The following is a 13,208-nucleotide window of genomic DNA, read 5'->3' on the forward strand; positions in this document are numbered from 1 at the left end:
TTCAGTCCTCATCCTTCGTCGCGGGACGAGGCTTCCAATCGTGGTCGTCCGTGATGTGGCTTGTATTCATGATCAAACGCACGCCGGGCTCCACTTCGCGCATCGACATTGGTACGGTCCAGTTGTCCCAGGCCTGGATGCCCGGTGACCTGATCAATGCAACTGTCTTGTCCTTCTCGGGGCCGCGCTTCTCATAGGCCAGGATGCGGCCACCTTTGCCTACTTCCTTGGCCCACTCATCTGCGCGCTCCTTGAGTTCCTGTTCGGCCAGGCCCTTGGTGCTGGACAGCTCGCTGACATTCCAGGCTCGTCTGACGAGCACATCGATGGCATCGGTGATCTCGGTCTGGTCTGACTTGTCCAACTTGCCTGCCCCCTCGTTGGGGCTGAAAACATCGTTCTCCAGACGCATCAGGCTCAGCAGCGAGCCGGTCAGGCCACGGTCCATCGCGCGCGGCGAGAACGGCGTCACCGACTGCGCTTCGACGTGCTTGTAGAAAGTGGCGTGGTAATGCTCGAAGGTTTCGTAGTGCGAGAGATCTCGTGGTCGTGCCCAGGTGAGCACTGTGCAGACCAAGCCGGGGAAGGAACGACCCACTCGGCTGGTGGCCTGGATGTACTCCGCCGTGCCTTTGGGCTGGCCGTTGACCGCCATCAGTCCCAGCCGATTGACGTCGACCCCCACCGACAGCATGTTGGTGGCCAGCACGACATCAATCGCCCGGGTGTCGCCCTCTTGCCACTTGGTCACGTACTTGCCGGCTGCGGCATCGAACTCGGACTTGAACTTCACCTCGAGGTTGTCGAGGTACTTCGGGATGTCTTGGCTGGAGACCCGTGAGGTCAGCTCGCGGATGTTGCTGACGCTGCGTTGCGCCAACGCGGGCCGCTCGACCATGCTCATCTGCACCCGGTAGGAACGCGTCTGCACGTCGTCCTCGGCCAAGCGCTTCATGCCCCCCAGCTCGCGCAGCGAGTTGAAGTAGCCGACCATGGTCATGTACGGATCTGCTGGCTCGCCGAAGTGATCGAACAGTGCCTGAGCAGCAGTCAGGAACGCCGTGTAGACGCGGATCAGCATCGCAGGTCGTGAACTTCCGGGAGAGCAGACCCCGAGGTAGCGCCGTCCCGGCTTATCCTCGATCGGTCGCTGGACCGAGAAATAGTTGTCTTCCACGTCCAGCCCGTGCGGCGGGAACACCGACACACGCCGCATGAAGACGTTGTTCACCTGCTCGCGGGCCTTACGCACCGTGGCGGTCGACGCGATGATCTTCGGCTTGACCATATGTTCGCCGAGCTTCCAGCCGCACAGCTCGTCCACGGCCGTCTCGTACAGGCCAACCATGGTGCCGAGCGGCCCGCTGATCAGATGAAACTCGTCCTGGATGATCAGGTCCGGCGGTCGGATCGGGCTGATGTTCTTGACCTTGGTGGCAGCGAGCCCCTTTCCGGCCTGGTGGTTACCATTGCAGTCCGCGCCTTGCCATAGCAGGCCGTGCCGCTCGCATTCCTGGCCGACCCGACCGAACAGCGTGCGCACTTGGCCCCGCCACGCCATCATGGCGAACTTGTCCACGGTGGCGATCATCATCGTCGGGGGACGGTGGTAGATCTCCTCGTCAACGACCAGTACCGGAATGCCCGCGTGCGGGAGCTTGCTGGACTTGCCTTTCGAGAAGTCGCAACGGCCCTTCTTGTCGCCGCAGTAGACGAAGGTGCGCCCACGCCCCTTGTCGACCTCCACGTCGCGCCCTGGGGCGACTTCCGAGCCACACCAAGGGCAACTGGTCAGTTGCGCAGGAGACGCCGCGCCGGCGTTGTACTTACCGGGATTGCGGATGTCCTCGATGGCCCGATGACTGTCCTCGGTCGTGCCAGGGGTCACCTTGTTGCCCACCCACAGTCCGATGGTGAAGGGTTCGATGCCGAGCGATTCGTCACCCTTGGCCAGCGCCTCGCGACGCAGCACCTCCATCGCACAGATCAGTGCCGTGGCACGCTGAAACTGCTGCAGCGTCAGCAGGCGCAGGGTGTAACGCATGATCACGGCCAGACCGCGCGAGCCGTCGTAGCCGCCCAGGTTGCCCTGCATGCGCCGAATGGCCATGGTGAAGGCGGCTACACCTAGGTACGCCTCCGTCTTGCCACCGCCGGTAGGGAACCACAGCAGATCGGCATAGGCTTCGACCGGTTGCACACGATCCGGGTGCGTCGGGTCGGCCAGCGATGGGATCGACAGCAGCAGGAAAGCCAACTGGAACGGGCGCCAGCTGCGGTTCTTCAGTACGTCGAACTGGTCGACGGTGACGTCCTTGCCACGCCGGATTTCGAGGGCGTATTGGCTACGCACGCGCTGCGTGGCCATTGCCCGGTTGGCGAAACGGAAGGCCGCCAGGGCATTCGCGTCGCTCTTCAGCGTATCGATACCCTGCTGCAGGCGAGTGTGGATCTCCTGGCATCGATCCATTGCCTGTTGCGACTGCGCGTCGTAGCCAAGCACGTCGATGCCGACCCGAGCACGCTGCTCATCGATCCACGCGGCGTAATCCTTGGTCAACAGGTTGAGGGCGTCGACCAGCGGATCGATGTCCAGTGTGGCGAGGCGCTGCATGTCGAGCAGGCCACTGCTCACCATTTCCTTCATCGCCGGCCGGTCGGCGGGGTCCAGCCCCGGTGTCTCGGTGACCTGCACCTCGTACTGCGGCATGACAGTGATGCGCACCTCGGTGGCCAGCGTCACGTCATCCGCCGCTTCGGCATGGACGGCGACGCCGTGCCCCACCGCGAACTCCACCCGGTTGCGGTAGATCATCTCCAGCGATTCACGCTCCGGGTCCATACCGTCCGCATCCAGCACAGGCCGGCGGCGGAAGATTGCGCGCTTGGGTGCTTCAGCTTCCGAACGCACGATCAGCTCCGGCTGGAAGACCCAGGCGGTATCGCGGTTGGTCTCGGGTTCTTCCTGTGCGTTGACCAGGAACAGCGTCACCAAGCGATCGCCATTCGCGTTCTTGGCGCGCACGGAGCCCTGCACCCGCACTTCGGGATAGGTCTTGTCCGGCGCCTGATGAGGGATCACGCCTTCGGTGAGCGGCAGCACCAGCTTGCCGCCACAAGGGATGCGTTGCCAGACCTTGGCCTTGGTCTGCTCCTCGGCGCCGGTCTCCTTGTTCTTGCGGATGCGGAAGATCTCGTGCTCATCGCTGCGCTCGTAGCGACCCCAGCGCACCTCGATTTCGATCCGTTCGGCGTCACCATCCACACAGAAGGTCATGCCCAGGCTGCTCGGTACCAACGATTGATTGCTGGCAGCGTCGATCTCATCGGCGGCGTCAGACTCGGGCTCGACACGCCCCGTCGCGGTGCCGAACTCCGCACCGGGTTCATGCTGGCCGGGCGCCTTCGGGTCGGTGGGCTCTTCGACCTCGTCGTTCGCCAGTGGCCCTTCGAGCCCTTCGATGCCACCCTGTGCCGCCTCACGCGGGGCGAGCTTGCCCACCAGATAGCGATCCCGCACACCCATGTCGACGATGCGCTCATGAGGGCCGCCAGCCGGGCCGAGCAAGTCGTCCATCACGGCCAGTTGCAGCAGTTCGCGGATGTAGGCGAGTTCCTGCTGATGCTGGGGAGATCTGGGATCGGAACCGACCGTCGGCACTTCGGCGATGGTCTTGTGCAATGCCTTGGGCAGGGCTTCGACGAAATCGGTCCACTGGACCCGACCGATGCTGCTCGAAGACGGTGGCGTGAGTGCAGTGATGCCGATCGAGACGGGGTCGGTGAACGACAGCAGTCGGTCGAAATAGAGCGTGGTGGTTTCGAGATCGGAACGAACCCGCAGCACACGCCCGACACGGGTGATGCCGCCAGTGGGGTTCAGGACCAGGACCCAGTCGTCCTCCTCAATGGCATGGTAGAGCGCGCGCTCCCCCTTCAGAACCAGAATGTAGGGCGCGAGCCTGTGGTCGGTGCCGAGGCCATGATCGGTGGCGATCCATGCATTGGAAGTTTTCGTCATACCTTGGCTACCTCAAATCCTGTCCACGATCTTTTCGAGCTTGTCGAGTGACTTGCTCTTTTCAATGTATGCCGAATACGCTTCTTGAGCGCCCCGAATCAGAGTGTCGTAATGGACGATGCGGCTCCCCGGTGAGATCGACGTCATCGATGACTTGAGGCGGTCGGGGTTTGATGCCTCTTCGTCGACAGTTTTGCCAAGGACGAAGATCACCTCAATGTCGGGGCTGGTCTGGTTCTGCTCACGCAAGATCTTCGTCAGCTTGTCGACGTAGGTCTGGCCTTGCTCCACCAGTTCGAGCAATCCCATCTTGCGGCCGACCTTCTTGAGCTCGACGATGACGTGCTTGCCCGCATTGGTGCGATAGGCGATGTCGACGCGGCCCAGGCGCTCTTTCTCGGTCATGTCTTCGATCAGCACGCCTTCCGTCGTCAGGCGCGATTCCATGATCGGGCTGCCCGTGGCACGCTCCCATGCCGGGTCCAATAACCAGAGGTGATCGAACAGGTACTTCTGGAGCACCCGTTCCTTTGCGTCCTCATCGATGATGGTCTGGAAATCCCGGATGGCATCCAGACGCGATTTGACGATGTCCCGGTAGAGAGATGCCTCCAGTGAGTCTCTGTCCGCGAGCACGGCCAGCAGCCTGTCGGCACTCTCGATGCTCGTCACGAACTCCTCGGTCGATCCGCGCAATTTCATGCGCTCGAAGGCCAGGATGCCATGCCGGTACATCAGCTTCCGGTCCTCTTCTTCATCGACCGGTAGCGCACTGAGCTTGGCGATCAGTGTCTCCGCGCTCTTTTTGTATCCGTCGGGTAGCGTATCGAGCCATTCGGCGAGGGCTGGCGAGGTTTCCTTCGCCTTCTCGACCTCGTGTTTTTTGCGCCACTCCGTCCAGCGTTTCTCGACCTGCGTCAGGCGTGACTTGAGGAAGGCGATCAACTGCCCATATCGGGGGTCATCCTCCTGCACGCGCTGTCGGTCGCTGGTCGCGATGTCCGGCGCGTCGTCGGCATCGAGGAAATCGGCCTCGATCTGTCCGGTGAGGTACTTCGTGTAGAGCCGCCCGTCATTGAGCTTGTCGAGGATGTTCTCGTGGAACAGTCGGCCACGGGCGAACACGACGATGCCATTCAGGTTACCGGCATCCTCACTGTCCAGTTGCTTGGGGAACCTGGCCGTGCCGATCCAGCCGCTGACCTTCCAACCCGTGTCCCAGCCATCGAAGCGGTTCGGCAGCGATTCCTGTTCCAGGAGCTGACTGGCGGGAGTCAGGTCGAGCGCGTCATCACCGAACTGCCAGAGGAACTGCACCATCGGCAGGTCGCCACGATCGGAGGGCGTGATGGGCTGTCCGTCGAGATCGATCTTGAAACCATGGGCCTCTCCGATCACGGAGAAGCGGCGAGCCAGGCGCTTGCGCAGGGCCAATGCTCCACGGCCGAGACGCTGGCGCTTGATGTCGCGCAGGACGATTCGAGTGCCTTTGGTGACTGTGATCTGTTCGGCAAGCAGGGATTCTGGGCTATAGCACGGTTCCTTCTTCTGAACCGACTCATGGATGCCATCCACGGTCATGCGAAGACCGTGAGCGGCGCCATCCCTGGCCGATTCGACCTCGATGACGTTGGCGATCGAGAACAGCGAGAGCTTGCCCAACCCTTTGCGGCCCATCACCGGTCGACCCTTGGCAGTCGTCTTGCCATGCGCGACATCTTCATCTCGCCGCCGATAGCCGACCCGTAGGTACTTGCCATTCATATCGTCGACCGACATACCGATGCCGTCATCGATGATCTCGATCCAATTGCCGTCCGCGTCGATCTTGATCTCGACGGTCTCGGCATCAGCATCCCAGGCGTTCGCGACGGCCTCGGTCAGCACGGCAGCGATGTTGCTATAGAGGTTGATCCCAAGGTGGTCGAGCACGTTCAGGTCGACCGTCATTCTGTATTTGTCGCTCATAGCTCTCCTTCATCGAACAGCCCGTCGCCGATGACGGAAGGGGCAGCCTTTGGTCGGCGCCCGCGCTTGGACTTCGTGGCTGTGGACGGTCTGCTGCTGCTCGCCGCCGCTTCAAAGCGCTCACGATTGAGTACTGTCAGTCTCTTGAGAATTTCCGACCGAGATGGTCCATCTACCCCATATCGCGTTCCACGCTTTGTCTCGAAAAACGCATGGTTCAGTTCAATGTCCTGCCACCCATAGCTATTAATGACAGCGCGATCAAGCTCTCCGATTAACTGCCGGAACCGAACAACGTCTTCTGATGTCTCGTCCGGCGAGTGGACCAAGTTGTAGATGGCAGTAAACCCCTCTTGACGCGATTCGCAGATGGCGGCGCGGTGATCAAAATACGCATTCCCAACAACCTCAAGGACCGGATCAGTCGCGTCGTGAGAGAGATTGCGGTCGATCAAAAGACTTGGTGGGAAGGAGAACGTGTCAAAGCAGCTCCCTCCAACATATGCAGGTGTCTCGCCCGTTGTAGAACCCCACAACAGTGCCCATTCAGTGTGTGCGACGGATTGAAGAACGGCGAAAGCGCTGTAGGTTGCGAAGTCAAATAACTTGACCTTTTCGGAGTAGATGTTTCGCGGATCTCCGAACGTCAGGCAGAAATGCTTGGACAGCTTGGAAGCCATAAGCGCCTTCCCATGCTGACGAATTCGTTCATGGAATGCTTCTCTACGATCCCAGAACTTCCAGAAGCAGCTTTCGTGGACTTGACGGGTGAGTGATTCCCGGTACGGTCGCACCCGCTCATCTACGATATCCCACGCCCTCGCAAACTTTTCAGCTTCATGTCTTTCTCTCGTCCAAAAATTGATGACCCATCGAGATCCAGTTTGACGAGGGCAGTTGTTTATGTCGTCACCAACTATGTACTTGGTGATCACTTCACGTGACGCCGGTTCACTCTTGAGAATCGAAGCTGCTTCAGCTTCGTCCAAGACGAAGCCAATACCCTGGACCTTCACGCCGTCCGAACAGAAGCCCACGTTTGACGGGAGAGAATGTGGAGAGGGGAGCTCCGAGCCGGGTTCAAGCATCGTCGAAATTGAGTCGACTTGCTCCCCATCCAGCATCACGGTCCCATTCCATGTTCGGAGGCTAAACACGAGTACGGAGACGTAGACGCCAGCCGTTCCTGGCCAAGGGAAAGACGAGAACGCAAAGAACGTCGTTGCCTGCTCGAAAACACGCGTCAGCGCCTGAGTTCGAGTATCGCTCTCGGTAATCGAGTCCGTTGCAATGAAGCCGGCAACGCCAGTACTCCGAAGCAGTCGGAGTGAGCGGACGAGAAAGTAGGCAACCAAGTTCACAGAACCCTTGGCGCCGTCGAGTAAAAGCCTCTTTAGCGCCTTCTCGTAGGTGTCGCCCAAGTTCGATGATATTTTTCGCCCCCCCATGAAAGGCGGATTGCTGACCCACGCATCGAACCCCTCGCTTTCACGCTGGAATACTTCAGGGAAATCAAGTGGCCAATGGATGAGGCGGCGCGGCGGTTTGCCAGGGGGCAGGTCTGTAGCCAGGTCTTGAGCGGCTTGGCGTTTCGCGCCCTCCAGCACTTCTGCATCGCCGCGCGCGATGCGATCGGCCTGGACGCTAAGCGCCGAAAGGCGTGTCTCTAACTTGCGAGCGGTGTCTGATGCGAAGCAGATACCGATAAAGGCGTCAGCCAGTCGTTCTGCGACATCAAGCCTTTGCCGCGCTTCGGCATCCAAGCATGCCATGGCCTCGACGTCACGGATGTCTCGGATCGGCATCGCGCGGAGCCGTTGCCGCAATTCAATCGCCTCATGAACCGCCCGCTCGATGTTCTGCCCGAACAGGCGTTGCTGACCTTTTCCGGTCGGCGTCATCGAAAGTTCGGTAAGCTGATCCAACCGGTGTATGCCGAGCAGGCTGTCGCCGCAGCGCAGGTTGTGATCGAGGAAGCCGAACGGACGCCCCTTGGCCAGCGTCACCAACCAGATGGAGAGCTTTGCGAGTTCGACCGCCAGTGGATTCAGGTCCACGCCGTAGAGGCAGCGCTCGGCGATCAGGCGGCGGGCGATCACGGTGCGGGCCTCGGTGTCGCGGGGCAGTGGCTCCTTGGTGTCCGGCGCATCCAGCACTTCGCCATCCACACTCACCGTCTTTCCGCTGCCTTCGGCCTGCGACCAGGCCTCGACCAGGCGATCGGCCAGCCAGCGGCAGGCCTGCACCAGGAAGGCGCCAGAGCCCATGGCCGGGTCGCAGATCTTGAGGTCGAGCAGTTCGGCGGGGGATTTCAGCACCCACTGCTCAGGCGGGGTGCCTTCTGCCGGCCCCACGTAGACGATCGGCGTCAGGGTCTCGGTGACGATGGCCTCGGTGAGCGATTTCGGGGTGTAGTGGGTGCCGGTCTCACGCCGGTCGGAACCGGTGGTGACGATGAAGGCCCCAGCGGGATAGACCAGCGGATAACCCCAAGGGTCAGTGCGCACCAAGTGGGCAAAAGGCTTGATGCGGTTGCGAAGGCTGGTGTCCCCATGGCAGGCAGCCAGCAGGCGATCGGCGAGCATGTCGTCGATGGGTTTCGCCAGATCGTTGCGTACACGGCTGGCGGAACTGCCGGAACGCTCCTGGAGCAACTCGGCGAGGCGTACCGCGCCGTCCATCCGGGCAGACTCAAGCTCGGCCAATCTGACCCAGGGGGCCTTGGCATTCTTGGTGCCGTCGAGTTCCAACGTGACCTCGGCGGTACGCTTGACGGTACGTTCCAGCAGGCCCTCGTAGACGTAACCGATCTGCTCGACGTCCAGTGCCCGGTAGGACAACGTCCGACCTTGGAACTGCTGGATAGCCTCTAGCAACAGCAGCACGGTGCGGTTGTCGATCGGCAGCGGTTTGGCCGTGTCGGTGCGCCAGTCGGAGCCCTTGGCGCGGCCCTCCAGGAAAGGGAATCGATCCGGGTCGAACAGTGAGCCGCCCAGCGCGGGCAGGCGCAGGTTCTCATGTTCGATGCCGCCGAACACGGCTCGGAAGATCGCCAGCAGGCGCGACCAGGCATCCCAGCGGCGTTCGAGGATCTCCTCGGATTCCTTGCGCAACTGCATGCGCAGGGTCGAGAGCGCATAGTTGGTCTCGTAGCGCTCGTCTCCGAGCAACAGCAAGCCGCGTTCCTCGGCGGAAAGCAGGAACACCAGCCGCATCATCACCGTCAGCGCGGCTTCGTAGAGCACCGGCTCTTTCACGTCGCGCAGCAACTCGCGGTCGCGGTCCTGGTCGGCTTTGTCGAGGGCCTGGATCAGCACTTCGACGGCGCGCCGCACCTGCTCACCGAGGGCGTCGGTGACCTCGTCCTGATACTTCTGGGAGCGGTCGAACAGGGCAGGCAGTTGCTCGGCTTGGTCGACGAAGAAGCGACGAATGCCCAGCAGATGCACGAAGGCCTGCAGGGTGATGGGCTCCTGGCTCCAGATGCGGGCGTACCAGCTGGCGAAGGTGGTGATGGCGCCCACCGGGGCGTCGACCAGCATCCAGCGCTCGCCATTGGTCACCAGCCCGAGGCGGCAGCCGGTGGCGCGGCACAACTGAACCATGCGATCGGCCGGGGTGGCGGCCCATCCGTCCAGCTTCAGAGTGGCATCGAGATCGACATCCTGTCCGTAAGTGTGGATGAGCATCTGCGGCTTGTCGGCCCGTTGCTCGTCGATGACGGCGAGGTCCGGGGACAGCGTCACGCCGTGTTCTGGCAGGCTCACATTCAGTTCGGCCGCGCACCAGTCGGTGCGCTTCAGAACGTCGCCTTTGCCATCCTCGTCGAGTTCGAGCCCGCGCGCCAACACCTCATCGATCCACGCAGCGTGCAATTCGGCAAACTGCGGATCGTCCGGCTCCAGCGCCTCGCGCCATTCCTCGTAGGCCTGACGCAGCCGTTTGCGCTTGGTTCCGTCGAGTTCTTCCAGACCTTGGGGAAAGGCCTCCTTGAGAACGGGAACGGCGAGGAACGGGCCGGAGATCTCGATGAGCGCCAGCCAGTCGTGGTGCAGGTCGTGATTGCTCATGCTGCATCCCCTTGCATGGCTGACTCGGGAACCAAGAAGACGACGGCAACAGGGAAAGTGCGATCGTCGAGCTTGGAATAGCGGGTTTCGATGGCCTGGACCTCTTGGATGCGCTCGGCCGGGATGCGCGCGAGGCGTGCCTCCAGCGCGGCGGTATCGCGTCTGAGCTGAGTGCGCTCGTCCTCGGTGAACAGCGAAAGCTGCTCGGGCTGTTGGTCTTTCTTCAACTCGCTCTGGATAGCCTTCTCCAACTCGTCGAGCACGGTACCGATGTCATCCATCTCTTGTTGCTTGCGGGTCTGCAGAGTATTGGCCAGAAACTTGAGTCGATCCTTCGAGCGGGCGTCGACCGCTTGCAGGATGGCGGGCTGGGCGCGATCGAAGCGCACCCGAATGGCATCGAGCAGCGAATCGCTCGCAGTGACTGGCTGCGCCTCGTCCAGCCACTGCTGGACACGCGTGACACCCTCTTCGCGCCGGAACGACTGATCGCGCAGGTAGCCGCCCGAGATGGTCAGTTCCTCGTGAAGTCGATGGTGGTTGCCGCCGGTGATGACCAGCCGCGAGATGACGACCACGGCCGGGCCGTCGATGCTGCCATCCGGCAATGTGCGCACGGTGATGCGATGCAGCTTTTTCACGTCGTCCTGCGCCCAGACCTCGGCACGCAACAGGCGCAGGCACATCTGCACCAGTCGATGGTTCAGGTGGACCAGCACGACATCGTCTCGTCCCTTCGCCACGGCATGGTCGAAGGCGATGGGACGTATCTGTTGGGTATGGGGGTGGCGCAAGCCTTCCAGGCAGCGCGCCCATGAGCCTGAAAGGGGTGGCATACGGAACACGCTGCCTTGGGGAGCATCTGCGAGGGCGACGGGTTCAAGTGGGGGGCGGCCTGCCAGCGCGAGGCCGGTCTTCACCGCCATTTGGATGTGATCGGGCGTGAGGTGGAAATCCTGCTGGGTGGCGAGAAGCCGTTCGTGGAGTTTGGCGACGCGCTCTTTCAGTTCACGTTCGGCGCGCACAAAGCGCCTGGCTTTGGCGATCTTGGCGTCTGCGAGGCGCGTGTCCAGATCCTTCAGCGAACCTTCGATGAGGCCGGACATCTGGGGCGCGATCACCGGATTGACGCTGCCCATGTCGGCGCGCATCGACTCCAGTTTGCGCAAGGCACGCAGGATGTCTTCGCCGTGGCCACCGACCGATGCATGGCCTTTGTCCCCGCCGTCGACCGGGTGCCAGATCAGCACCTCTTTCTCGCGTTGCCCGTGACGGTCGATACGCCCGTTGCGCTGCTCCATCACGTTGGGGTTGTAGGGGATCTCCAAGTGGATGAGGCAGTTACAGTGGTTCTGCAGGTCGATACCTTCGGAGGCCGCATCGGTGGCGAGCAGGATGCGGACAGGGGAATCCTTGGGGGATGCCTGGAAGGCGGCTTTGATGGGTTCCCGTTCATCCTGAGTGAGTCCGCCGTGGAGCAGGCCGAGACGTTCGCCGCCGAAGCCGTGGCTGGCGAGGATCTCGTGCATCCATTGGTGTGTGGTGCGGTACTCGGTGAACAGGATCACGCGGCGATCGTTCCACTGGCCGCCAGCTTTCAGGTTGGCCGAAAGCCATTCGATGATGGCCCTGGCCTTGGAGTCGGTCTGGTTCTTGGCTCGCTGCGCCCATTGCCTCAGATCGGCCAGCATCCGCTGCTGTTCCGGAGTCAGAGGCTGGGCTCGGCGCGAAGCCTCTTCGACAGCCTCCGATTGGGAGTTCTCGACCTCCTGATCGTTGGCGTAGTCCTCGTCGACCTTCAGGATGGCCTTGCGCAGGATGCGCTCGGCCATCGCGTCCTGCGCTTTGGGTTTGGCGCCATGCGATAGCGAGGCGATGTGTTTTTCGAGCGTAGAAGCGAACGCAGCGGGTGACGAGAACAGGCGCTTCTTGAGCAGTTGATTGACAAAAGAGGTGCCGAACGTGCTGCCGGTCTTCTCCGCGTCTTTCTCGCGAGAGGTGCAGTAATCGTTGAGCTTCTGGTGGATCTCCCGTTCTTCATCCGTATACGGAACCGCCAGCGCCTGTAGCTTGCGTTGGGCATACAGCGGCTTGCCGTCGGCGTCGAGCAGATCGCTCTTCAGGCGCCGGATCATCACCTGGCTCAACTGCTTTTCGTCGGGAAGGATGTTACGGGCGAAGCGCTGATCGTCTAGCAGCTCCAGCAGCGAGGTGAATGACTCGGTGTAGCCGTTGTGCGGTGTCGCCGTCAGGAACAGCCGATGCTGAAAGTGCGGGCTGATTGCACGAACAAAACGCGTGCGTTGGCTCTCCAGCGCGTAATGCGCGCCGGCGGCTGGGGCGATGTTGTGCGCTTCGTCGACGACCAGGAGATCGAACTTGCGCGGATGACCTGCATGGGGCGGAAGAACGTCGCGCATCGCGCGCAAACCCTCGCCACTCTTGACCCAGTCCATCGAGGCGATGAGTCGTGGGTGGGATGTCCACGGGTTGGCATGGATGCCACGTTCGCGCCGCAGTTGTTTGATATAGGCGGTGTCGACCACGCGGAATTCGAGGCCGAACTTCTCAAGCATCTCGACGCGCCATTTCTCCTGGAGCGAAGCGGGGCAGATGATCAAGACGGTACGGGCGCGGTGCCGGAGCAGCATCTCCTGGATGACCAGTCCGGCCTCGATGGTCTTGCCCAAGCCGACGTCGTCGGCGATGAGCAGGTTGACGCGCGCCATGTCGATGGCGCGCACCAAAGGATCGAGCTGAAAGTCCTCGATGCTGACGCCGCTACGGAACGGCGCCTGCAGAAATCCCCTGTCGGCATTGGTGGCAGCACCCCAACGGACGGCATCGAGGAAAGCTTCGAGCGTGTCCGAGTCGTCCTGACCGGTAATGGATGGCAAGCCTGCGCGCTCAATGACTTGTGCGCCGGGTTCGATCTCCCAGATGACTTCCAGTTCTTCGCCGAGGCCGTCCTCGTCGATGGAAGAAAGCGTCACGCAGTTCTGCGACGCCGAAGCCGATTCCAATTTCGAGGAGGCGACATCCGCCACGACCCACTGGCGCCGGCGAACCTCGACCAGCTGGCCGGGCTCCGGACGGGTACGGTAGGTGTGGTGCTTCTGATCGTTCGAGATTTCCATGCGGTCTGCCAT

4 protein-coding genes are annotated in these 13,208 nt (G+C 61.8%); all 4 read right to left on the bottom strand.

The window, feature by feature from the left end:
• Position 1: 1 nt before the first annotated feature.
• The 4 genes from drmA to drmD are packed head-to-tail and all read right to left on the bottom strand — an operon-like array spanning position 2 to position 13,196.
• Positions 2–4,021 (bottom strand): DISARM system helicase DrmA, encoded by a 4,020-nt coding sequence (gene drmA / locus O0J73_RS00410; RefSeq protein WP_212181384.1) that lies wholly within the window; start codon positions 4,019–4,021, stop codon positions 2–4.
• 12 nt (positions 4,022–4,033) lie between these two features.
• Positions 4,034–5,989 carry an ATP-binding protein gene (locus tag O0J73_RS00415; RefSeq protein WP_219771358.1) on the bottom strand — a complete coding sequence of 652 codons (1,956 nt, stop codon included), beginning with the start codon at positions 5,987–5,989 and terminating at the stop codon, positions 4,034–4,036.
• Positions 5,986–10,059: a type IIL restriction-modification enzyme MmeI gene (locus O0J73_RS00420; protein WP_308307735.1), complete on the bottom strand. Its 4,074-nt coding sequence runs from the start codon at positions 10,057–10,059 to the stop codon at positions 5,986–5,988. Before O0J73_RS00420 ends, O0J73_RS00415 begins: the two co-directional genes overlap by 4 nt.
• Complete coding sequence (gene drmD, locus O0J73_RS00425) at positions 10,056–13,196, bottom strand: DISARM system SNF2-like helicase DrmD (RefSeq protein ID WP_212181386.1); 3,141 nt, start codon at positions 13,194–13,196, stop codon at positions 10,056–10,058. The genes O0J73_RS00420 and drmD overlap by 4 nt, the downstream gene beginning before the upstream one ends.
• Between the last annotated feature and the right edge of the window lie 12 nt (positions 13,197–13,208).

The organism is Stenotrophomonas sp. Sm6012, assembly GCF_030985895.1.
Taxonomy (GTDB): Bacteria; Pseudomonadota; Gammaproteobacteria; order Xanthomonadales; family Xanthomonadaceae; genus Stenotrophomonas; species Stenotrophomonas forensis.

Excerpts from the sequence above, each read along its gene's own strand:
- drmA (WP_212181384.1), bottom strand. The coding sequence starts at position 4,021 with ATGACGAAAACTTCCAATGCATGGATCGCCACCGATCATGGCCTCGGC.
- O0J73_RS00420 (WP_308307735.1), bottom strand. The coding sequence starts at position 10,059 with ATGAGCAATCACGACCTGCACCACGACTGGCTGGCGCTCATCGAGATC.
- O0J73_RS00415 (WP_219771358.1), bottom strand. The coding sequence starts at position 5,989 with ATGAGCGACAAATACAGAATGACGGTCGACCTGAACGTGCTCGACCAC.
- drmD (WP_212181386.1), bottom strand. The coding sequence starts at position 13,196 with ATGGAAATCTCGAACGATCAGAAGCACCACACCTACCGTACCCGTCCG.